General features: G+C 67.3%; 19 protein-coding genes and 1 other RNA gene. 15 read left to right on the top strand and 5 right to left on the bottom strand.

From position 1 onward, the window contains the following. Positions 1-210: 210 nt before the first annotated feature. Both C0541_RS18840 and C0541_RS18835 read right to left on the bottom strand, forming a co-directional pair. Positions 211-1,308, bottom strand: a complete 1,098-nt coding sequence (locus C0541_RS18840) for a dipeptide epimerase (RefSeq protein WP_115050930.1) — start codon at positions 1,306-1,308, stop codon at positions 211-213. Then, positions 1,305-2,717, bottom strand: coding sequence for an SH3 domain-containing protein (locus tag C0541_RS18835; RefSeq protein ID WP_115050929.1), 1,413 nt, complete (start codon positions 2,715-2,717; stop codon positions 1,305-1,307). Before C0541_RS18835 ends, C0541_RS18840 begins: the two co-directional genes overlap by 4 nt. 307 nt (positions 2,718-3,024) lie before the next feature. On the opposite strand from C0541_RS18835, the gene C0541_RS18830 reads away from it, so the two are divergent. From C0541_RS18830 to hglS, 11 genes are all read left to right on the top strand, one after another. Further along, positions 3,025-3,831 (top strand): N-acetylmuramoyl-L-alanine amidase, encoded by an 807-nt coding sequence (locus C0541_RS18830; RefSeq protein ID WP_115050928.1) that lies wholly within the window; start codon positions 3,025-3,027, stop codon positions 3,829-3,831. A 103-nt stretch (positions 3,832-3,934) separates the two neighbouring features. Beyond that, positions 3,935-4,681: a M15 family metallopeptidase gene (locus C0541_RS18825; protein WP_115050927.1), complete on the top strand. Its 747-nt coding sequence runs from the start codon at positions 3,935-3,937 to the stop codon at positions 4,679-4,681. Between the two features lie 78 nt (positions 4,682-4,759). Then, positions 4,760-4,957: a CPXCG motif-containing cysteine-rich protein gene (locus tag C0541_RS18820; protein ID WP_115050926.1), complete on the top strand. Its 198-nt coding sequence runs from the start codon at positions 4,760-4,762 to the stop codon at positions 4,955-4,957. A 137-nt stretch (positions 4,958-5,094) separates the two neighbouring features. Next, positions 5,095-5,472, top strand: coding sequence for a hypothetical protein (locus C0541_RS18815; protein ID WP_115050925.1), 378 nt, complete (start codon positions 5,095-5,097; stop codon positions 5,470-5,472). A gap of 225 nt (positions 5,473-5,697) precedes the next feature. Further along, positions 5,698-6,060, top strand: a complete 363-nt coding sequence (locus C0541_RS18810; RefSeq protein ID WP_115050923.1) for an EF-hand domain-containing protein — start codon at positions 5,698-5,700, stop codon at positions 6,058-6,060. Between the two features lie 284 nt (positions 6,061-6,344). Further along, on the top strand, positions 6,345-6,752 hold the full coding sequence (locus tag C0541_RS18805; protein ID WP_193725975.1) for an EF-hand domain-containing protein: 408 nt from the start codon (positions 6,345-6,347) through the stop codon (positions 6,750-6,752). A gap of 37 nt (positions 6,753-6,789) precedes the next feature. After that, entirely contained in the window at positions 6,790-7,548 is a 759-nt protein-coding gene (locus C0541_RS18800; protein ID WP_115050919.1) for an HAD family hydrolase, read from the top strand. A 121-nt stretch (positions 7,549-7,669) separates the two neighbouring features. Next, on the top strand, positions 7,670-8,257 hold the full coding sequence (locus tag C0541_RS18795; protein ID WP_115050916.1) for a hypothetical protein: 588 nt from the start codon (positions 7,670-7,672) through the stop codon (positions 8,255-8,257). A gap of 160 nt (positions 8,258-8,417) precedes the next feature. After that, positions 8,418-9,029, top strand: coding sequence for a hypothetical protein (locus C0541_RS18790; protein WP_115050914.1), 612 nt, complete (start codon positions 8,418-8,420; stop codon positions 9,027-9,029). A 42-nt stretch (positions 9,030-9,071) separates the two neighbouring features. Beyond that, a non-coding RNA gene (locus C0541_RS18785) (sX9 sRNA) lies at positions 9,072-9,148 on the top strand. A gap of 186 nt (positions 9,149-9,334) precedes the next feature. Continuing rightward, positions 9,335-10,702, top strand: coding sequence for a 2-oxoadipate dioxygenase/decarboxylase HglS (gene hglS / locus C0541_RS18780; RefSeq protein ID WP_115050912.1), 1,368 nt, complete (start codon positions 9,335-9,337; stop codon positions 10,700-10,702). 468 nt (positions 10,703-11,170) lie between these two features. Here the strand turns inward: hglS and C0541_RS18775 are convergent, their stop codons facing one another. The 3 genes from C0541_RS18775 to C0541_RS18765 all read right to left on the bottom strand — a co-directional run bounded on the left by C0541_RS18775 (position 11,171) and on the right by C0541_RS18765 (position 19,027). Continuing rightward, a complete protein-coding gene (locus C0541_RS18775) occupies positions 11,171-14,311 on the bottom strand; it encodes an efflux RND transporter permease subunit (RefSeq protein WP_115050910.1) in 3,141 nt (1,046 codons plus the stop codon). Positions 14,312-14,441: 130 nt separating this feature from the next. Next, positions 14,442-17,690, bottom strand: a complete 3,249-nt coding sequence (locus C0541_RS18770) for an efflux RND transporter permease subunit (RefSeq protein ID WP_115050908.1) — start codon at positions 17,688-17,690, stop codon at positions 14,442-14,444. A 98-nt stretch (positions 17,691-17,788) separates the two neighbouring features. Next, entirely contained in the window at positions 17,789-19,027 is a 1,239-nt protein-coding gene (locus tag C0541_RS18765) for an efflux RND transporter periplasmic adaptor subunit (protein WP_115050906.1), read from the bottom strand. 256 nt (positions 19,028-19,283) lie between these two features. On the opposite strand from C0541_RS18765, the gene C0541_RS18760 reads away from it, so the two are divergent. The 4 genes from C0541_RS18760 (at position 19,284) to C0541_RS18745 (ending at position 22,622) form a co-directional block, all read left to right on the top strand. Further along, positions 19,284-20,600, top strand: coding sequence for a M20 family metallopeptidase (locus C0541_RS18760; RefSeq protein ID WP_115050904.1), 1,317 nt, complete (start codon positions 19,284-19,286; stop codon positions 20,598-20,600). 168 nt (positions 20,601-20,768) lie between these two features. Next, positions 20,769-21,584, top strand: a complete 816-nt coding sequence (gene queF / locus C0541_RS18755; RefSeq protein WP_115050902.1) for an NADPH-dependent 7-cyano-7-deazaguanine reductase QueF — start codon at positions 20,769-20,771, stop codon at positions 21,582-21,584. Positions 21,585-21,687: 103 nt separating this feature from the next. Then, positions 21,688-21,981, top strand: a complete 294-nt coding sequence (locus C0541_RS18750) for a LysM peptidoglycan-binding domain-containing protein (RefSeq protein ID WP_115050900.1) — start codon at positions 21,688-21,690, stop codon at positions 21,979-21,981. 83 nt (positions 21,982-22,064) lie between these two features. Beyond that, positions 22,065-22,622 carry a hypothetical protein gene (locus C0541_RS18745; protein ID WP_115050898.1) on the top strand — a complete coding sequence of 186 codons (558 nt, stop codon included), beginning with the start codon at positions 22,065-22,067 and terminating at the stop codon, positions 22,620-22,622. Positions 22,623-22,932 lie beyond the last annotated feature (310 nt).

The following is a 22,932-nucleotide window of genomic DNA, read 5'->3' as shown; positions in this document are numbered from 1 at the left end:
AGACCATGCGAGAGTGGGTATGCATGGTTTTCAGTGAAGCAACCGACCAACTCTCCGGTGCGGTGCCCTCGCCGGTTGCCGGACCGTGTGGCGGCATGGATGCCGCCACCGACCCTCCACGGCCGGATTCACGGCGTGTCCCGCGAGCGGCGAGGGCACGGCGCGCTCGACAGACCGACCGACGCGGCTCGGAAATATCCAAATGGCGCTTTAGCCCGGCAAGAGCTCCAGCCCTTGAATGCGGCGGATGCCCAGGCCTGGCGAGTCGTCGATATGGATCCGGGCATCGTCGAACTGCACGCCGCCCTCGGTGGGATCGAACTGCCCGAGTGCAGGCGCATCCAGATCCGCCAGGGTGATGCTGTCGGCCTTTGCCACTGCCAGATGCACTGCCGCAGCCACGCTGATGCTGGATTCGATCATGCAGCCGATCATGCACGGCACGCCGTACACGGCCGCGATATCGGCGATGCGGATCGCATTGGATAATCCGCCGGTCTTCATCAGCTTGATGTTGACGATATCGGCGGCGCGGCGCTGGATGAGGTCGATCACCTGGACCGGCGAGAACACGCTTTCGTCGGCCATCACCGGTGTGTCGATGCGTGCGCTGACAAACGCCAGTCCGTCGATGTCCGCGGCCTTGACCGGCTGTTCCACCAGTTCCATCACGATGCCGGCGTGTTCCAGCGTGCGCATGGTCCGCACGGCCTGCTTGGGCGTCCAGCCCTGGTTGGCATCCAGGCGCAGCGATGCGCGACCGGCGACCGCGGCATGTATCGCCGTGATCCGTTCGACATCCGAGCCGCTGTCCTTGCCGACCTTGATCTTCAGCGATCGATAGCCGCGCGCAAGCGCCGAGTGCGCCTGCGCCACCATCACCTCGATGCCATCGACGCTGATGGTGATATCGGTGGTGATGCGCGGCGTGCCACCGCCGAGCGCGCGATAGAGCGGGGTGCCCAAGGCCTGCGCCCACAGGTCGTAGAGCGCGATCTCCACCGCCGCCTTGGCGCTGGTGTTGCGCTCCAGCGCGTGTTGCACCAGCACGCATAGCCGGTTGAGATCGGCCACGTCCTGGCCGATCAACGCCGGGCCGATGCAATGGCGGATGGCGGCGATGATGGCGCCGTGCGTATCGCCGGTGATCGGCGCAGTGGCCGGCGCGGCGCCATAACCGATATGGCCGCTATCGGTCTGCAGCAGCACCACCACGTCCTCGATCGCCTGCACGGTGCGGACTGCTGTCTTGAACGGGGTCTTCAGTGGCACGCGCAGCATGCCGAGGCGAAAGCCGGTGATCTTCATGGGGAGCCAATCGGTGCGATGCGCTGGATGCGGGTGATGTGATCGACGAACGGCGTGCCGTCGCTGGCGAGCAACGGCAGCAGCGGGGTCACCGACACACCGTTCAAGCGCGCGCGCTGCACGTTGCCGGCGGCGTCGCGGTAATGGGCACCGGCCACATCATGGATCACCCATGGCGCACCGTGCTCGTGCCCGATCACCAGCATCACATGACCGGGGATATAGACCAGATCGCCGACCTGCAGCCGTGCAAGCTGCTGCAGGCGCTGCGGCAGTGGCGCCTGCGTCTGGAACGGAACGCCGAGCAGTGCCGGACTGCGTGCCTGGTCGCCGGTATTGCGCGGCACTGCGATGCCCAGGCTGCGATACACGTCCAGCACGAAGCCACTGCAGTCGCGCGCATCGTAGTCGTTGCCCCAGCCATAGCGTTCGCCAAGGAATTTGAACGCCTGCTGCAGCAATGCTGCCGGCGTGGCCGGTAGTGGACCAACGCGCACGTCGGCGCCGCGCGGGATCAGTGCCGGCACCAGCTGCAGCCGACCATCGCCGTTGCGCAGCGGCAACTGCACGACGTGGGCAGCCTGCGGCAGCTGCCCGTTGACCGGTTGCTGCGGTGGCCAGTCGCCAAGCAGCGGCACGCTGGTGCCCATGTCCAGCGTCAGTGCGGAGACGGCCGGCACGTCCGGGGTGTAGGCGCTCTGCACGCGTGCGCCGGTGACCACCAGCTGCGGGCGGCGGCGTGCGTAGTCCAGCACCTCGCGACGCGTGCCCAGGGCGATCCGGTCGGCGGCGATCCAGGCCGCATAGTTGGCCGCCAGCACAAAGTGCCATGCACCATCGGCGCTGGTGTGCAGCACCGCCACCGGGGTGCCGGGGTAGAGCGCCGATTCCTGGAAGCGGTCGATATCGTGGTCGTCGGTGGTGCTGAACACGCGTTGCGCGGTAGGGAAGGTGCGCAGTGCTGCACGCTTTACCACCAGCGCAAACCGGGGCGTGACCTGTGCGGGCAGCGCCTCCAGTGCCAGGGCGCGGCGCAGTGCCGCAAGGCGCGAGGCATCGACGCTGCGTCCATCGCTGTCGTACAGCGCACGCGTCGGTGTGGCCGACCGTGCTTCGATGCGCGCGCGCACCTCGGCCGCCGGCAGTACCTCGGCCAGCTGCGACAGGTCGTGCATGGAGCCATCATCGCGCAGCAGGCGTGCATTGAAGGCGGCGATCTGTGCGGCCGTCATGCGCAGCGTCTGCGCGTCGCCGCTGCGCTGGATCCAGTCGTCGGCCGTCAGCTGCGCATCGCTGGGCGCAAATGGCGCGGTGTGCGGCGTTGGGGGGGCAGGGCTTGCCGCAGCAGCACCGCAGGGCAGGCCGATGACCAGCAGCAACAACGTCAGCAGGCGGCGCGACAATGGCATGAAGAAGACTCTTGAGGGGTGCGGCGACTGACGAGGATCTGTACAAGGAACCATGACCGCAAGCGCCGTGTGGAGGTGCGAGGGCTGCCACGGTTTGTAGTGTACGCATGCGCACGGATCCCGGTGCGGATTGCGTGGGGTGCGGCGCTGGCGGCGTTCGCAAGTGCCCGCGCAGCCGTCTGCCTGTCGCCTGCCGCAGCGGCGTGACGCACGCCATCGCCCGCCGGCAGATAATGGGCGCCTCGCATGTGCGGCCCATCGGGGGCAGGTACAGCGCACGCCCTTGCCGTTTCACCAGGAGACTCCGATGTCATCTGCTTCCACGCTGTCGCCATCGTCGTGGCTACGCGCCGCGCTGTGTCTGGTGGTGCTGTCGCTGGGTGCGTGTGCGCATGCGCCGCAGCGCAACCCGTTGGCCCAGTGGGTGCCTTCGCCCAATTACGACGCGCGGCGGCCGATCCTGATCGTGCTGCACTTCACCGACCAGCAGTCGGTGCCGCAGAGCCTGGGCACCTTGCGCGGGCGCAATAGCGGCGGCCGGGTCAGTGCGCACTATCTGATTGGCGAAGATGGCACACGCTATCAATTGGTCAGCGACGACCAGCGCGCCTGGCATGGCGGTGCAGGGCGCTGGGGCACCATCACCGACATCAACTCCGCCTCGATCGGCATCGAGCTGGACAACGACGGCAACGAGCCGTTCGCGCCCGCCCAGATCGACAGCCTGCTGGTGTTGCTGGAGGACCTGTGCACCCGCCTGCGCATCCCGCGCACGCAGATCGTCGGCCATGAAGACGTGGCCCCGACCCGCAAGAACGATCCCGGCCCGCTGTTTCCCTGGAAGCGCCTGGCCGACGCCGGCTTTGGCCGCTGGCCTGCCGCCGACGCCCCCGCCGCGCCGGCAGGTTTCGACCCCTGGCAGGCGCTCGCCTTGCTCGGCTACAGCCTGGACGATCCCGCCGCCACCCTGAAAGCGTTTCATCATCACTACCGTGGCAGCGACGCCCGCACGCTGGATGCCGAGGATGTGCGCATCCTGCATGCGTTGACCGCGCCGCTGCGACCACCCGGCCTGCCGGTTGCAGCCGAACGGCTTGAGAGCGACGGCTCATAGGTGCATCGTGGCCGCGGTTGCGGTCGTCACGCGCCTTTGGCGAGGCGATACGGACGCGCCGCCTGGGCTGCGGTGTCCCCATGTGATTGCAAAGGGAAAAACGATGAGGCACATCAAGTCGGTAGGGGCATTAGCTTCCCGGTTCCGGGGTGGGGTCTGTTGCGCGCTGCTGTCGATCGGGTTGGCGCCGTGCGTTGCCACAGCTGCCGAAGTGCAGGTCTCGCCGGCAACAACCGCCGCACAAGCCGGTCTGGTCAATGTGCAGGGCCTCGCGCCGGAGATCGCGGTGGACATGCGTTACGCGGGCAGCAACAACTTCACCGGGCGCGTGGTGCCGGGGTATCTGGCGCCCACCTGCTACCTGCTGCGTCCGGCGGCGCAGGCCCTGGCGCGGGTGGCGCAGTCGCTCAAGGCCCAGGGGTATCGACTGCAGGTGTTCGATTGCTACCGGCCGGTACGTGCGGTGCAGGCATTCGTGGCCTGGGCTGCGGATCTGCAGGATCAGTCGACCAAGGCGCAGTACTACCCGCGTGTGGACAAACGCGCGCTGCTGGGCGATTACATCGCCGAGACCTCCGGGCATAGCCGCGGCGCAACGCTGGATCTGGGCTTGCTCGACTGCCGGCATGGCCCCTGCCAGCCGGTGGAGATGGGCACCGAGTTCGATTTCTTCGATGCGCGTGCACATACCGATGCGCGCGACCTCAGCCCGGCACAGCGGTCACACCGCCAGCTGCTGTTGCATGCGATGGCGGCGGAGGGATTTGCCAACTATCCGATGGAGTGGTGGCACTTCACGTTCCGCCCCGAACCGATGCCCGATACCGCGTTCGATGTACCGGTCAACTGAGCAGCCGCGCCGCCGGCGATGCCACGTCCGCCACGCTATCGCTCTGTCCCTTACCCCACGCTGCTGCAAGGAATTGCCATGTCCGACCCGGAACGCTTCGTCGATATCGCCTGCCCGTATTGCGGGGAGTGGATCACCCTGACGCTGGATCTGACCGGCGGCGACCAGCATTACATCGAAGATTGCCAGGTGTGCTGCAAGCCGATCTCGGTCAGCGTGCAGTGGGACGAGGACGGCGAGGCACAGGTGGGTGCGCGCGGGCAGGACGATGCGTGAGCGTGGCGTGGCGCAGGGCCGGGTAGCTTGACCGTCCGGCCAGGCCTGGTTCGCGTCGCCGCGCGCGCCTGCGGCTCCGGCCGGGATCCATTGCCCGCAACCGCTAGACTGAGGCGCCTGCTGCCTGGATCCTCACGATGAATCTGCCCCTGCACTTCGGTCTGCTCGGTTCGCTGGAGGCCGGCCTGATCGCGTTGGTGCTGGGCGTGCTGGTGTTCGCGGCGGTCGAGCACGTCGGCCGGCGTCTGCAGTTCAGCCACGGGCACACGCTGGGCATCGCCTGCCTGCTCGCCATCGCCATCGGCGGTGGCTACGACATCTGGAATCTTGTCTATACCAGCATCGTGCGGCTGGAGTCGCCGCTCTACGCGCGTCTGGCGCTGTCCAAGATCCACGATCCCAACGAGCTGGGGTCGCGCGTGGTGCTGGAAGTGGCCGGGGCGATCGCCGGGGTGGTGGTGGGTTGGAAACTGTTCAGCTCCGGAAGCTGGGATGACGAGCCGCCGAACGCATGATTCCACGTGCCGAAATGCGGCGTAGTTCGCATATCTGGATGCATTGAATGATGTGCTTCCATTTGGCTCACCGATGCCTAACAGACGGCTAGGCGCAAACATCCAGCGGGTGGTTAAGAGGATGTTTTGCGCGAAATTGCGGCGGGTTTTACGTTCATTCGGGCCGGGTAAGGTGAGTCCATGTGCGGCGACACCGCGCATTCCCAAGCCAAGGAGACCTCCCTAATGAAGAATCGCAACCGCACCTCGCTGCTCGCCGCCACCGCCGCCCTTGCCGCCGCCCTGGCGCTGCCGGCCATGGCGCAGGACACGCAGCAGGATGCCGCCGCGACGTCGGCCCAGTCCGGAAGTTCCGCCACCACTGCAGCACAACCCGCGCAGTCCGGTGGCGGCCAGACCTGGGCAAGCGTCGACACCGACAGCGACGGCGCCATCAGCACGCAGGAGGCCCAGGTCAACGCCGGGCTCGCGCAGATCTTCAACGACGCCGATTCCGACAAGAACGGCAAGCTCACCCCGGACGAATACAAGGCGTTTGTCGCCAAGCAGCAGGGCGGCGCTGCGGGAAGTGGGTCGCAAGGCAACTGAGGTAGAGAGGTCGCAAGATAGTAAGTTCGTTTGTTGACATGTTTTCTCGGTATCAGGAGGCCGCTTCGCAGTAGCAGCCGTTGGAGCAGTTGTTCTTTTCGATGTGCGGCATCGTCCTTGGATGCCCGGTATCAACAAGCAAGCGCATGATCAAGTAACAGGATGGACACGCGGGAGCGATCTGCCAGGGTCGCTCCCGTTTTTTTTACGTGCACCGCGCTAGATTTGCCGGCCCGTCCCTTCGGCACACTCCCATGCTGCTGCGTATCGCCGTGCTGGTCGGCCTGTCGAGCCCATTGTGGGCACTCGCCGCGCCGCCAGAGCTGCCGCCAGCCAATGCGCCACGTGCAGGGTCTTCCACTGATGGGGCAGCGGCACCGGCGATGGCGCCGTTGCCGATCGACCCGCCACCGCCCGCCACCACGCCCCTGCTACCAGCCGACGCTGCCGCGCCATCGGCTGCCAAGGGCGGGGCGGAGGCCGCGCTGGCGCCGCAGGCCGGCACATTGGCGCCCCGCACGTTCCGCGGCCTGGACAGCGATGCCGACGGGTGGTTGACCATGGCCGAAGCCGGCGCCGACCCCATCCTGCGCGAGAATTTCGCCGGCTTCGACAGCAACGGCGATGGGCGCCTGTCGCGCGACGAATTCGCCAGCTACCAGCCCGGTCCGGGCGATGCCGCGGGGGATTGATCGCGGCAGCGCTCCAGGGCGCTGCTAAACTGGCGCCATGACCTCTCTTGCACAGCGCGACGGCCAGGCGATCCAGCTGGTCGGCTTCGACGGCGACGATACCCTCTGGAAAAGCGAGGACTATTACCGCACTGCCGAAGCGGATTTCGAGGCGATCCTGGCCGATTACCTGGATCTGGCCGACAGTCGCATGCAGCAGCACCTGCTGGCGGTGGAGCGGCGCAATCTCAAGGTGTTCGGCTACGGCGCCAAGGGCATGACGCTGTCGATGATCGAGACGGCGATCGAACTGACGCAGGCCCGCATCAATGCACGCGACATCCAGCGCATCGTCGATATCGGCCATGCCACGCTGCAGCACCCGGTGGAGGTGATTGCCGGCGTGCGCGAGGCGGTCAGCGCGATTGCCGCCGACCATGCGGTGGTGCTGATCACCAAGGGCGACCTGTTCCACCAGGAGCAGAAGATCGAGCAGTCCGGTCTGGCCGACCTGTTTCCGCGCGTGGAGATAGTGTCCGAAAAGGATCCCCGGACCTATGCGCGCGTGCTGGGCGAGTTCGACCTGCCGGCGCAGCGTTTCGTGATGATCGGCAATTCCCTGCGCTCGGACGTGGAGCCGGTGCTGGCCATCGGCGGCTGGGGCATCTACACCCCGTACGCGGTGACCTGGGCGCACGAGCAGGAACATGGGGTGGCCGCCGACGAGCCGCGCATGCGCGAAGTGCCCGATGCCGCCGGCTGGCCGGCAGCAGTGCGTGCGCTGGATGCATTGGCCCGGCAGCACGCGCTAAGCTGACTTCCATCGCAGCCATGCCGCGGCCTGGATCTACAGACGCAACCGCCGGCACGCTGCAGTGCCCAGCAACAGGATGTTTCCGGTCAGGCGAGGGTGCCTGGCCGACTAGGAGGGATCACCGATGCGCATGTTGTCGTTTACCTGCCGTGTCAGCCTGGCCGTGTTGTTGGGCCTGTCAGGCGGCGCGCCGTCGCTGGCGGCTGCCGAGCTCGAAGAAGAAGTGATCAACCCGAGCGAAGTGATCTTTCGCGACGGTCAGCCTTACTACGACGATGGCGGCAACCATGTCCGCCTGCATACGCGTCGGGACGCAGGAGAGCTGGTGTATTTCCGCATGGTGCGCTTCGACCGCGAGCAGGGCTATGTGGATGCGCAGGGACAGAGTGTTGCGACCTTGCCGACCCGGCCGGCCCGGCGTGGGCGCAGCAGCGTGTTTGCTGCCGACGGGTATTCGGACGAGCGCTACGGCCCATACGGCGGCGATGCCCGCGGATACCCCGGGTATGGCGCCGGGCTGCGGCTGGGCGCGTCGCGCAACCGCCCCTACGGGCAGGTCTATTACGGCAATGGCCTGTATGGCCCGGACCCTTACAGCAGCCCGCACAATCGCGACGCGCGGCAGCGTTACATCGGCCCGGGCTATGTGGGTGCCTGCGATCTCAGTGGCTGCCGCGAAGTGCACTACGGCGGTTTTTACGATCTGCGCTGAGCGCGGCCGGCGTGGCGGCGCGCGCCAGACAGGCGACTGCTCGCGGCGGTCCGGTACCACACCTCCGTCGCGACCCGGGGCATACCACGCAGCTGCCGTGCTGACGGCGCCCCCCCGTGCCGGTGGCAGGCGGTGCGCTCGGCCTGACAGCGACGCGGGCATGCGGCATCATCGGCGCATGCCTTCACTGCCCACTTCGCTGTTGCGTTCCCTGCCACTGCTGAGCGCGCTGCTGCTGCCGATGCAGGCAGTTGCGCAGACCTCGCCTGCGCCAGCATCCGCGCCGACCGCTGCGACGCCGGCAGTGACGCCGGGTACCGGGGATGCCTGGGTGGACCAGCATCTGGCCGACATGGGCAGCTACGCACAACGCTATCCGGACAGTTTCATCGATGAAGTCGCGCGCTACACCGGCACCCCGCGCGGCTATGTGCAGGCACTGCTGCAGGTGCATGGATGGCACGCCGGCGACATCTATTTCGCCTGTTTCTGGGCGCAGACCCTGCAGGTGTCCTGCCGCGACACGGTGCGCGCCTACAGCCGCGACCATCATGACGGCTGGGAGGGCGTGATCACGCGACTGGCGGTCACCCCGGAGACCGTGCATATGCGCGCGCTGCGGCACGCCATCGTCGCCAGTTACGACCGCTGGGAACGTCCGATCACCCTGGACGCCCTCCTGCGCCGCCAGCTCGGCGATCACGCGCAACGGCTGGAAGCGGCGCGCCAGGCCAGCGAGGCCGACGAGGCAGCGGCGCAGGCCGGGCTTTAGCTCCGCTGGCGAACGCATGGCGCGGCCGGCGTCTGGATCGACAGGGGCCGCTCGCACGCTACGGTTCTGACCGTGCTGTCCGCGCCCACCTGACCACTGCACACTGCGTGTTGCCAGCCGCTTCGGTGCGTTCTCGGTCCGTCGGGACCCTGGGCAGTGGCAGGGCGTGCGGTGACCAGGTGGCTGCGCGGCTGTCTGCGCGGCAACGCACCAGCCGGCATGCTGCCGTGCAGCTGGTCGCCGCGGGGCGCGGTCGGCGAGAATGCCGCAACGCCGGCGTTGGCCGGCCCTGCCAAGACCAGCCCATGCGCGATACCGTGTTTGTCTCCCCCGATCACATCCGCAGCCTGTTTGCGCAGGCGATGTCGGACATGTATCGCGCCGAGGTGCCGTTGTACGGCGACCTGATGACGCTGGTTGCGCAGGTCAACGCGCAGACGCTGGAAGCCGATCCGGCCCTGGCCGCGCGGCTGCAGCGCAACGACGAGCGCGCACGCCTGGACCTGGAGCGGCATGGCGCCATCCGGGTCGGCACGGCGCAGGAACTGGCCACGTTGCGGCGGCTGTTTGCAGTGATGGGCATGCATCCGGTGGGGTATTACGATCTGTCGGTGGCCGGCGTGCCGGTGCATTCCACCGCGTTTCGCCCGATCGACGAGGCGGCGCTGTCGGCCAATCCGTTCCGCGTGTTCACCTCCTTGCTGCGGCTGGAATTGATCGAAGACGCCGCACTGCGTGCGCAGGCGGCGCACATCCTGGAGCAGCGGCAGATCTTCACTGCCGCCGCGCTGGAGCTGATTGAACAGCATGAGCGTCACGGTGGACTGGAAGCGGCGCAGGCGCAGCAGTTCGTGGCGCAAGCGCTGGAAACCTTCCGCTGGCATGGCGATGCCACCGTCTCGCTGCCCACCTACCGTGCACTGAGCCAGGCACACAAGCTGATCGCCGACGTGGTGAGTTTCCACGGTCCGCATATCAATCACCTGACGCCGCGCACGCTGGATATCGATGCGGCGCAGGCGCAGATGCAGCGCGCCGGTATCGATGCCAAGGCGGTGATCGAGGGGCCGCCGCGTCGGCGTGTGCCGATCCTGCTGCGCCAGACCAGCTTCAAGGCGCTGGAGGAGCCGGTGCGCTTTGTCGGCGACAGCGGGCAGGCCGAGCACGGCACGCATACCGCGCGCTTCGGCGAGATCGAACAGCGCGGGCTTGCGCTCACGCCCAAGGGCCGCGCGCTATACGACGCGCTGCTGGCGCAGGCACGCGACAGCGATGGCGCGGGCAGCACCGGCGCCGATTACGCCACACGCCTGCAGACCGCGTTCGTGGCGTTTCCCGACGACGAAGCCGTGCTGCGCCAGGAGGGCCTGGGCTATTTCCGCTATGCGCTGACCGAGGCCGGACGCGCCGACCCCGCGCAAGTGGCGGCAATGCCGGCAGAAACCGCCATTGCGCTCGGTCTGCTCAGTGCCGATCCGATCATCTACGAAGATTTCCTGCCGGTGAGTGCGGCCGGCATCTTCCAGTCCAATCTCGGTGGCGCCGAACAACGCGCCTACGCCGCCCATTCGAGCAAGCGCAGCTTCGAACAGGCGCTGGGCGCGCAGGTACACGATGAGTGCGCGTTGTACGCGCAGCTGGAACGGGCGTCGCTGCAGGCGTTGCTGGTGTAGCGGTCGCGGCGCGGCGCGTGCGTGTGCAGGCCTGCGATCTGCCGGCCCTGTTGCGCGTGGCGTGGCGTGATCGCGTGGTGCACATTGCAAGGATGTGCGCCGCTGCGGATTCGATGGCGCACTCCCGACGTCAGACCATGAAAGCAGACGAGATTCCGCTCAGCAGCGGCGTCTGGATGCGGTCAGGCGGTGGGCTCAGGCCAAAAGCTCGGTGAGTCGAGGGCGCGATGCCCTCACCGCTTGCGGAACACGCCGCAAGTACGTCCATGTCGGCGCGGTGGCGGCATCCATGCCGCCACACGGTCCCGCAAGCGGCGAGGGCACCGCACCTGCCAACGTGGTCGTGTACCGATGGGAACCAGAAAGCCTGCGCCATCCATGTGGCGGTGAGCTTAGTAAAAAATAGCCCGATCTGTTACCCAAACAAAGACCGCACGCGTCTGGCGGAGTGCGGTCTTTTGACCAGGCTCAGTGCGCCGACGCTGCCGGGCGCCGTGCCGCCGCGCGCGCTGCCCGACGGGCACGCGCACGTGCGCGACGCGCCTTCCAGCGTTCGCTCAGGCAGGAGAAGATCACGTACAGCGCCGGGGTGCTGAGCAGGGTCAGGCTCTGCGAGAAGATCAGCCCGCCGATCATCGCGATGCCCAGCGGACGGCGCAGTTCCGAGCCTTCGCCCAGGCCGACCGCCAGCGGCACCGCCGCCAGGATCGCCACCATCGTGGTCATCATGATCGGGCGGAAGCGCACGATCGAAGCCTCGCGTGCGGCCGCGCGCGCATCCATGCCGTGCACGCGCTGCGCCACCAGCGCGAAGTCGATCATCATGATGGCGTTCTTCTTGACGATGCCGATCAGCAACACCAGTGCAATCATCGAGATCACCGACAGCTCGGTGTTGGTCAGGAACAACGCCAGCAACGCGCCGACGCCGGCAGCAGGCAGCGTGGACAGGATGGTCACCGGGTGGATCAGGCTCTCGTAGAGCATGCCCAGCACGATGTAGACGGTGAGCACCGCGGCCAGCAGCAGGATGCCCATCGAATTGGGGCTCAGCTGCACGTTGAAGCCGCCGCCATCGCTGATGCGGATGCCGTCGGGCAGCCGCAAGCCTTCCACCGTGGTCTTGATGATCAGGTCCGCCTCGCCGGTGCTCACGCCCGGTGCGAGGTTGTAGCTCAGATCCATCGTGGTGTACTGGTTGTCGTGGGTGATCTGCGGCGGCGCCAGCCCGGGCACCTGGGTGGCAACCGCGGTGATCGGCACCATCTGACCGGCGCGGTTGGGCACGAAGATCTGGTCCAGCGCCTTGGGCGTGGCGGTCTGCGACGGCAGCGCGTTGACCACCACGCTGTACTGGTTGAGATCGGAATAGATGGTGGAAATGGAGCGCTGGCCGAAGGCGCCATACAGCGCGCCGTCGATGGCGCCGACCGAGATGCCCAGGCGCGCGGCCTTGGCGCGATCGATCACGATGTTCTGGCGCAGGCCCGAGGTGTCCACGTCGGTGCCCACATCGCGCAGGCGCGGGTTCTTCTTCAGTGCGGCCTGCACCTTGGGCAGCCATTCCTGCAGCTGCGCCAGATCGTTGCCCTGCAGCGACACCTTGTACTGCGCGCCCTGGCTGGTGCCACCGCCGCCGTCGCTGGGCAGGTCCTGGATCGCGCGCAGGCGCAGGTCCAGGTCCGGGTAGCGGTCGGCCTTGGCGCTCAGGCGCGCGACCACCTGCGCGGTGGTATCGCGGCGGCCTTCGTCGCGCTTCTTCAATTCGATGTTGAACGACGCACTGGAACCCTGCCGGCCGGAGCCCAGCCGTGCACCGACGGTCTTCACCGCCGGGTCGGCCATCAGCATGTCGGTGATGCGGCGCTGGCGGCTGACCATGTCGGCAAACGACACCGTGGCGCTGGAATTGGCCCTGCCCCAGATCAGGCCGGTGTCCTGCGCCGGGAACGAGCCCTTCTTGACCGCGCCGCCGAGGAAGACGGTGGCCGCGATCAACAGCAGCGGCGTCAGCGACAGCAGCAAGGCGTGCCGCAGCGAGAAATCCAGCGCCACCGTGTACACCGACAGCATGCGCGCGTGCATGCGATCCAGCCAGGCGCCAAATCGGCCGGGTGTTTCCGGCTCGCTATGCGCCGACAGGAAGCGGCTGCACAGCGCCGGCGTCAAGGTCAGCGACACCAGCATCGACACCACGATCGCCGCCACCAGGGTCACGGTGAACTCGCGGAAGAACGCGCCGATCATGCCGCTGGCAAACAGCATCGGAATGAACACCGCCACCAGTGAGGCGGTGATCGAGACGATGGTGAAACCGATCTCGCGCGCACCGGCCATGGCGGCCTCCAGGCGCGGCATGCCTTCGTCCAGATGCCGCATGATGTTTTCAATCACCACGATCGCATCGTCGACCACAAAACCAATCGCGATGACCAGCGCCAGCAGGCTGAGGTTGTTCAAGGTGAAGCCCAGCATGTACATCACCAGCGCCGAGCCGGCCAGCGACAGCGGCACGGTGACTGCGGCAATCAGCGTGGGCGCCAGCCGGCGCAGGAACAGCGCCATGGTCAGCACCACCATCACCAGGCTGATCATCAGCGTGGCCTGCACCTCGTGCAGCGAGGCGCGGATGGTCGGGGTGCGGTCGAAGTAGGGCGTGAGCCGGGTGCCGGGCTGCAGATAAGTGCGCAGCTCGGGAATCTGCGCCTTCACCTGGTCCACGGTCTCGACGATGTTGGCGCCGGCACGGGTGAAGGCATACATCACCACCGCCGGCTTGCCGTCGAACCAGGCCGCCTGATACGCATCCTGCTGGCCGTCATAGACGGTGGCCACATCGCCCAGCCGCACGATGCGCCCGTTGGACTGGGTGGAGATCGCCAGCTGCGCGAAGTCGGCGGCCTTGGCCACCGCATCGTTGGCGATGATGGCCATGGTGGTGTTGCCGTCGGACAAAAAGCCGGTCGGCGAGGTCACGTTGGCTGCGCGCACCGCATTGCGCAGATCGTCCGGAGTCAGCCCCAGCGCGTTGAGCGCGCGCAGGTCCACGTCCACGCGCACCGCCGGCGTGGAGGCACCGGCGATGTCCACCGAACTGATGCCGGTGATCTGGCGCAGGCGCTGCGCCAGCAGCGAGTCGGCCACGTTGTAGAGCTCATCGGCCGATTGCGTGTCCGAGGTCAGCGCGATCGCGATGACCGGATCGTCGTTCGGGTTGGCTTTCTGGTACATCGGCGTGCCCAGGCCCGAGGGCAGATCCGATTGCGCGGCATTGATGGCGGTCTGCACATCCTGCGCGGCCGAATCGATGTTGCGATTGCTCTGGAACACCATGAACACCATGCTGCTGCTCTCCGAACTGGAGGAGCGCATGCGGTCGATGCCGGGCAACTGGCCCAGGTGGCGTTCCAGCGGCGCGGTGACGGTGGAGGCCATGGTGCCGGCGTCGGCGCCGGACTGGGTGGCGTGCACGAAGATCACCGGGATCTGGATGTTCGGCAACGCCGCCACGCCCAGCCGCAGGTAGCACATCAATCCGATCACGAACAAACCGATCGCCAGCAGCGAGGTGCCGATCGGGCGCTTGATGAAGGGCGCGGAGATGTTCATGGCTGTGGTGCCGGGATTTGGGAATCGGGATTGGGGATTCGGCAAGCAGGGCCAGCGCCACGCCTGAGCGCGCCTGCGGGCAGGCGATGCCGCACGCCGGTAATCTGATCAGCGATTGCCGCAACAGTCCTCACGCCGGGCGCTCCGAGGTGGAGGCCGGGTTCACGCCGTCGCGGCGGGCGGCACGGCGCGCGCGCCAGTCGCGCAGCCGTTCGCCGGCACGTTCCATGTACAGGTAGATCACCGGCGTGGTGTACAGCGTCACCAGCTGCGACAGCAGCAGGCCACCCACAATCGCGATGCCGAGCGGGCGGCGCAGTTCCGAGCCGATGCCGGTGCCCAGCGCCAGCGGCAGCGCGCCCAGCATGGCGGCGGCGGTGGTCATCATGATCGGGCGGAAGCGCAGCAGGCAGGCGCGCCGGATCGCGTCGTGCGCATTGGCGCCTTCGCGGCGTGCATCGATGGCGAAGTCGATCATCATGATCGCGTTCTTCTTGACGATGCCGATCAGCAGCACGATGCCGACGATGCCGTCCACCGACAGGCTCAATCCGCAGATCATCAACGCCAGCAGCGCGCCGACGCCGGCCGGCGGCAGCGTGGAGATGATCGTCAGCGGGTGGATGTAGCTCTCGTACAGCACGCCGAGCACGATGTAGATCACCACGATCGAGGCCAGCAGCAGCCACACGATATCGGTCTGGCTGCCGGTGAATTCGGCCGCCTTGCCGACGAATTGCGCGTGCACCTGGGTCGGGATCTTCAGGTCCTGGCGCGCCTGCTCGATCGCCGCCACCGCCTGCGACAACGAATGCCCCGGCGCCAGATTGAACGAGATGGTGACCGCCGGCAGCTGCTGCTGGTGGCTCACCACCAATGGCGTGTTGGTGACCTTGGCCTCGGCCAGCGACGCCAGCGGAATGATGCTGCCGGCCCCGACCACGATGCCGGTGTTCTGCGCGCCTACGCCGGTGGCGGTGGAGGAGTTGGACGAGGTCAGCTGGCCGAAGCTGGTGGCATTGGTGCCGGTCAGCGCGCCGCTGCCGTTGCTGGCCACCGCCAGCTGGTTCATCAGTGCGGTGCTGCTGCGGAATTCCGGCGCCACTTCCAGCACCACCCGGTACTGATTGAGCTCGGTGAAGATGGTGGAGATCTGGCGCTGGCCGAAGGCGTCGTACAGCGTGTCGTCGATGGTCTGCATCGGCACGCCGAGCATGCTGGCCTTGTCGCGGTCGATGCTCAGCTCCAGCGCACGGCCCTGGTTGGCCAGGTTGTTGTCCACGTCGGCCAGCTCGGGCAGCTTGCGCATCGCCTCGGTCATGCGCCCGGCCCAGCTGGCCAGCTCGCTGCTGTCCACGTCCGACAGCGAATACTGGTATTCGGTGGCGGCCACGCGGGTGTCCAGGGTGACGTCCTGCACCGGCTTGAGGAACAGCGCCACGCCCGGAATGCCGGCCACCGCCTGTTGCAGGCGCGGCAGCACCTCGTCCAGGCCCTCGCGCTCGCCACGCGTCTTCAGCACGATCGACAGCTGGCCCTGGTTGATGGTCGGGTTCATGGTGCCGGCGCCGATGAAGGCGGCCACGCCGGTCACCGCCGGGTCCTTCTGCAGCGCCGCGGCCACCGCCTGGGTGCGCTGCTCCATCTGCGGAAATGCCACGTTCTGGTCGGCCTGCACCACGCCGGTGATCAGGCCGGTGTCCTGCTCGGGCAGCAGGCCCTTGGGGATCGCCACGTACAGCACCACGGTCAGCGCCACTGCGCCGATCGCCACCGCCAGGGTCAGCGGCTGGTGCGCCAGCACCCAGTCCAGGCTGCGCTCGTAGGCGCCCACGGTGCGCGTCCACAGGTTGGTCTTGCCAGCGGCGGCGGCGCGTTCGTGCGCGTCCTCGCCTTCGGGCAGGGCGTCGGGCTTGAGCAGGTAGGCGCACATCATCGGCGTCAGCGTCAGCGACACCAGCATCGAGATCACCACCGCAATCGACAGCACCCAGGCGAACTCGTGGAACAGGCGCCCGGTCACGCCGGGCATCAGCAGCAGCGGCAGGAACACCGCCACCAGCGACACGGTCAGCGACAACACGGTGAAGCCGATCTGCTTGGCGCCGATTTCGGCCGCCTCCGGCCCGCTCTTGCCCTGTTCGATGTAGCGCACGATGTTCTCGATCATCACGATCGCATCGTCGACCACGAAACCGGTCGCCACCACCAGCGCCATCAGCGACAGGTTGTCCAGCGACATGCCGGCGAACGCCATCACCCCGAAGGTGCCGGCCAGCGACAGCGGCACCGCCACCGAGGGAATGATGGTGGCCCACAGCCGGCGCAGGAACACGAAGATCACCGCCACCACCAGCGCGATGGTCAGCACCAGGGTGAACTTCACCTCGTGCACCGAGGCGCGGATGGTTTCGGTACGGTCGGAGAACACTTCCAGGTGCACGTCGGCCGGCAGCACCGCCTGCAGCTGCGGCAGGATGCTGCGGATCTGCTCCACCGTCTGCACGATGTTGGCGCCGGGCTGGCGGCGGATCTCCAGCAGCACCGCCGGCTTGCCGTCGGCCCAGGCGGCGAGCTGGTCGTTCTCCACTCCGTCGACCACGTTGGCCACATCGGCCAGCCGCACCGGGCGGCCGTTGGCGAAGCTGATGATGGTCTCGCGGTACTGCGCCGCGTCCACCAGCTGGTCGTTGGTGCCGATGCTGTAGGACTGGGTCTTGCCATTGAGCGAGCCCTTTGGCGCGCTGACGTTGGTCTGGGTCAGCGCGCTGCGCAGCGACTCCATGGTCAGGCCCATGTTCGACAGCTGCGCCGGATTGACCTGGATGCGCACCGCCGGGCGCACGTTGCCGGCGATCGACACCAGCCCCACGCCCGGCACCTGCGACAGGCGCTGGGCCAGGATCGCATCGGCGTAGCGGTTGACCTCGCGCAGCGGCAGCGAGTCGGAGGTGAGCTTGAGCGTGAGGATCGCCGCGTCGGCCGGATTGACCCGGTTGTAGACCGGCTGGTACGGCAGCGACGAGGGCAGGGTGGCCTGGCGGATCGCCGCCTGCACGTCCTGCGCGGCGATGTCGATGTCGCGGTCCATCGAGAACTGCAGGATGATCGTGGACAGGCCCGCCGACGAATCGGAGGTCATCATCTGCAGCCCGGAGATCTGCCCAAACTGGCGCTCCAGCGGCGTGGTCACCAGCGAGGCCATGGTGGTCGCGTTGGCGCCGGGATACTGGGTGGTGACGACCAGGCTGGGCGCGTCGATTTCCGGCAGCGCCGAGACCGGCAATTGCCGGTAGCCCAGGATGCCCAGCAGCAGGATGCCCGCCATCAACAACGAGGTGGCGATCGGGCGGCGGATGAAGATGGTCGAAAAGCCCACGGGGGTGTCCTTGCTGGAGACGTCAATCGATGCCGGCGCATGCGGTGCCGACGCGCACCGGCGACGGGGCGTTCCCGTCGCCAGCGGTCAGGCAGGCATCAACGCGGGCCGCCGCCGCGACGGCCGCTGCCGCCGCGCTCCTGTTTGTTCTGCGCGGCCTTGAGTTCGGCCTCGGTCGGCTCCGGCGGGGTTTCGCCGGGCTTGAGCGCACTGACCTTGCTGCCTGGCTTGAGCCGGAACTGGCCTTCGGTCACCACCCGCTCGCCCGGCTTGAGGCCCTTGGTGAGCTGCACATGGCTGTCGTCTACTTCCACCCCCTGCACCACGGTGCGCATCTGCGCGGTGCTGTCGCTGCCGACCACGTAGACGTAGTCGCCGTTCGGGCCGCGCTGCACGGCCTGGGTCGGCACCACGGTGCCGCCGGAGATGGTGCGCAACTGCAGGCGCACGTTGACGAACTGGCCCGGCCACAACGCGTTGTCGGTGTTGGCGAAGATCGCACGCGCGCCGAAGGTACCGCTGTCGGCGGCGATGCGGTTGTCGATCACCTCCAGCTTGCCGTCGCCGCTGATCACGTGCGCATCGCCGCGATCCAGCGCCGCCACGTCCAGCGGGGCGGCCGCCTGGCCGCTGCGCACCGCCTGCAGCTCGCGCTCGGGCAGGTTGAAGGACACGTAGATCGGACGGATCTGGGTCAGGGTGACGATGGTGGAGCTGGCGCTGACGATATTGCCTACGTCCACGCCACGCAGACCGGCGATGCCGTCGATCGGCGCGGTCACGCGGGTGAACTGCAACTGCACCTGCGCCGAGCGCATCTGCGCATCGTTGGCCGCCACCGCCGCCTCGTACTGCGCCACCTGGTTGCGCTGGGTGTCCAGATCGGTGCGCGAGACGTACTGCTTGTAGGCCGGGTCGTTGGAGCGCTGGTAGTTCACCCGCGAGGTCGCCAGCAGCGCCTGGTTCTGGCGCTTGGCCGCCAGCGCCTGGTCGTAGCTGGCCTGCAGGGTGCGCGGGTCGATCTGCGCCAGCAGCTCGCCCTTCTTCACTTCCTGGCCTTCCTTGAAGTTCAGGCTCATCAGCTGGCCGCCGACCTGCGGGCTGACCGTGACCGTATTGAGCGCGGTCACCGTGCCCAGCGCGCTGGCGTAGACCGGCACATCCTGGGTGGTGGCGGCCACGACCGTGACCGGCACCGGGCCGCTGTTCCCGGTGCCATTGCCGTCCGGCGCGTCTGCCTGCTTGCCGTGGTCGCCCCCACCGCCCATCCGCATTGCGACCAACACCACGACGAGCACCGCTACGACCAGCAGTGTGATCTTCCAAAAACGCGACATGCGACAACTCCTGATGGCGGGCCGGGCGCTGGTGCGACCGTGGGGCGGCTGTGCGCAGCATATCGTTGCGATCAGGCAATTGAGCGTTACTGAAGTAACGGCTCGCCAGGCGAAACGACCACAACGTTCACAGGTGCAGTGCAGCGGCAACGCGTCAGGGCCGATGCGGTTGACCGCAGGACTGAATCGAGGCCCACTGCAGCCCGCCGGGCGCGCGCCTGCACTACATTAAGCAACCACCTTCAGAGGATTGCCGATGCGCCACTCCCGCCTGCTGACCAGCGCCTTGCTGCTGGCCCTGCCCACCCTGGCCGCCGCCCAGGCCGCGCCCCGGCCCGAGGTGCAGGCCGCCGCCGCGCCGCTGCAGACCAAGCTGGTGCAGTGGCGCCGCGACTTCCACCAGCATCCGGAGCTGTCCAACCGCGAGGAGCGCACCGCCGCAACGGTGGCCGCGCAGCTGCGCAAGCTGGGCCTGAAGCCGCGCACCGGCATTGCCCATCACGGCGTGGTGGCCATCATCAAGGGCGGCAAGCCGGGCCCGAGGATCGCCCTGCGCGCCGACATGGACGCGCTGCCGGTCAAGGAGCAGACCGGGCTGCCGTTTGCCTCCAAGGCCACCGCCGAGTACCGCGGCGAGCAGGTCGGGGTGATGCATGCCTGCGGCCACGACGCCCACACCGCGATCCTGCTCGGCGTGGCCGAGGCGCTGGTGGGCATGCGCGAGCAGCTGCCGGGCGAAGTGATGCTGATCTTCCAGCCCTCCGAGGAAGGCGCGCCGGGCAACGAAGAGGGCGGCGCGTCGCTGATGCTCAAGGAAGGCCTGTTTGCCGACTTCACGCCGCAGGCGGTGTTCGGCCTGCATGTGTTCTCCAGCGTGCAGGCCGGCAAGATCGCCGTGCGCAGTGGCCCGCTGATGGCAGCCTCGGACCGTTTCGCGATCAAGATGATCGGCCGCCAGACGCATGGCTCGGCGCCGTGGAACGGCATCGACCCGATCGTGGCCAGTGCCGACATGATCGGCGCCGCGCAGACCGTGGTCAGCCGCCGCGCCAACCTGTCCAAGCAGCCGGCGGTACTGAGCTTCGGCGCGATCAAGGGCGGCATCCGCTACAACATCATCCCCGACGACGTGGAGATGGTCGGCACCATCCGCACCTTCGACGAAGGCATGCGCCAGCAGATCTTCGCCGATCTCAAGACGGTGGCCGAGCACACTGCCGCCGCCCACGGCGCCACCGTGCAGGCGCAGGTGCCGGACCAGCCCGGCAACCCGGCCACGGTCAACGACCCGGCGCTGACGGCGAAGATGCTGCCCAGCCTGCAGGCCGTGGTCGGCGCCGACAATGTTTACGAGCCGCCGTTGCAGATGGGCGCCGAAGACTTCTCGTTCTACGCCCAGCAGGTGCCGTCGATGTTCTTTTTCGTCGGCTCCACCGCCAAGGGCATCGACCCGGCCACCGCGCCCAGCAATCACTCGCCGCAGTTCCTGCTCGACGAATCGTCGCTGGATGTGGGCTTGCGCGCGCTGTTGCAGGTGTCGCTGGATTACCTGCATCAGGCGGAGGCTGGCTGATTCGGGAATCGGGATTCGGGAATGGGGAATCGTGTGCAGTTGCACGGTTCCCGTTGACCGGTGGCGATCCGTCGGGCAGCGGTCTGCTTGGAGCGGCCTGCCGTCGGCAGCGCGCTCCCGCGTTCGCCATATACCTCAGGGCCAGCCCGTCCGGCCTAAAATGCTGCAATGAATACTCCAGAAGATTCCACTCTCGGTCGCGAGGTTGCCTATCCCAGTGGCTACGACCCGTCGCTGCTGTTTCCGATCCCGCGCGTGGCCGGGCGCGAGGCGATCGGCCTGCGCGGTGCCTTGCCCTTCATCGGGCGCGATCGCTGGCATGCCTATGAACTGAGCTGGCTCGATGCACAGGGCAAGCCGTGCGTGGCCACCGCCACCTTGCACGTGCCCTGCGATTCGCCGTCGTTGATCGAATCCAAGTCGCTCAAGCTGTATCTCAATTCGCTCAATGCCACTCGTTTCAACAGTGCCGAAGCGGTGCGCACGCGCATTGCCACCGACCTGTCCACGCGCGCCGGTGCCGATGTGACGGTGGACTTCGGTCTGCCGCCGATCGATGCGGTCGGCGAGGGCGAATCGATCGACGCGCTGGACGTCAGCATCGACGACTACGGCCCGCCCAATGCCGCGTATCTGTCGGCGCACGCACGCCCGGTCGTGGAAGAAGTACTGGGTTCGGCCCTGCTCAAATCCAATTGCCCGGTCACCGGCCAACCGGATTGGGCCAGTGTCACGCTGCGCTACCGCGGCGCGCCGATCGACCGCGAAGGCCTGCTGCGCTATCTGGTGAGTTTCCGCGACCACGCCGAGTTTCACGAGCAATGCGTGGAGCGGATCTTCAATGACGTGCTGCTCCGCTGCGCGCCGCAGTGGCTGGTGGTCGAGGCGCGCTACACCCGCCGTGGCGGGCTGGACATCAACCCCTTGCGCAGCTCGCCCAGCGTGCCGACACCGCTGTCGATCTTTCGCGACCTGCGCCAGTAACCACGCCCGTTCCGGGATCGCGCCAGCTTCACGGTGGCGCGATCCACGCTTAACAGCGCACCGCGCACCCTGCAGTCCATCGTGATGCAAAGGGATTGCGGCAATGAGTGTCGACAAGAAAGCAGATTTTTCCAACGTGACCGCCTCGGTCGACAGCACCGCAGAGGTTGCTCCGGCGGCGGATTTTTCCAACGTCCGCACCAGCGTGCAGAGCACCGCGCAACTGGTCGGCGAGTCGGTCACCGTGCAGGCGGGCGACAGCCTGTCCAGCATCGCCAAGCGCCATTACGGCGACGGCAATGCGTGGCCACGTATTTTCGAGGCCAACCGCGAAACGCTCAAGGATCCGGACAAGATTTTTCCCGGGCAGGTCCTGCAGTTGCCGCCGAAATCCTGAGCGAGTCTCGCCTCGCGCACCTGGCGCGTCTGCAGGCCTCCGTTTCGAAACCCACTTTCCTCTTGATCTCCGGAGATTGATCCATGCGTACTCCTTCCGTTTCCAGCACCATCGCCATTGCACTGGCCGGCGTCCTCGCCTTGTCCGGCTGCAGCAAGAAGGCCGACGACGACAGCGTGTCCAAGGATCCGACCTCCGGCGCCGCGACCGACGCGATGCCGGGTCCGGCCGCAACGCCGCCGGCAAGTGACCAGGCCGGCCAGAGCACCGCGACCGGCGCTGCCAGCACCGATAGCGCTGCCACTGCCGGATCGGCAGTCGCGGTTTCCAGCGTGGTGGTCGGCACCGAGGCCGCTGCCGACAAGAGCGTGACGCCGTCGGCCAGCATCGGGACCAAGAGCACCATCATCGTGTCGATCAAGACCGACGGCACGGCCAGCAACGTCCCGGTGTCGGCCAAGATGACCTACCAGGACGGCCAGGTTGCCGGCGAACAGACCGCCACGCTCAACACCAGTGGAGCCGAGACCACCAACCTGAGCTTCAGCAAGCCCGATGGCTGGCCCGCCGGCACCTATACCGTGCAGGCAATGGTGGATGGCAAGCCGGCCGGTACGCCGCAGACCGTGACGGTGAAGTAAGCGCGCCAGCGATCGGGTGCATCGCGTATCGCATGCGAGCGATGACCGGCAACGGCCATTTCCAGGCACGCGACGATGGCGGTACCACGTAGTACGGCATGCTCGACGCGCCGGGCGATGCAGCAAGGGCGCGGCCGCAAGGTCGCGCCCTTTCGCATGGATGGCCTGGTCGTTACAACTGCATCCATTGCATTGGTCGGGTGGCGGGATGGAGCATCCGCCTGTGGTCGCTTTACCCGGGCGCGGCTCAGACGCGACAATGTCGTGCTGATCCATCGCCGCGTTCCACGCGCTGGCCGATCGGCGTGCC

It is taken from the genome of Xanthomonas arboricola (genome assembly GCF_003353015.1).
In the GTDB taxonomy this organism is placed as follows: Bacteria; Pseudomonadota; Gammaproteobacteria; order Xanthomonadales; family Xanthomonadaceae; genus Xanthomonas; species Xanthomonas arboricola_E.
Note: the sequence above shows the minus strand (reverse complement) of the source record. Positions and strands in the feature narration are given on the sequence as shown.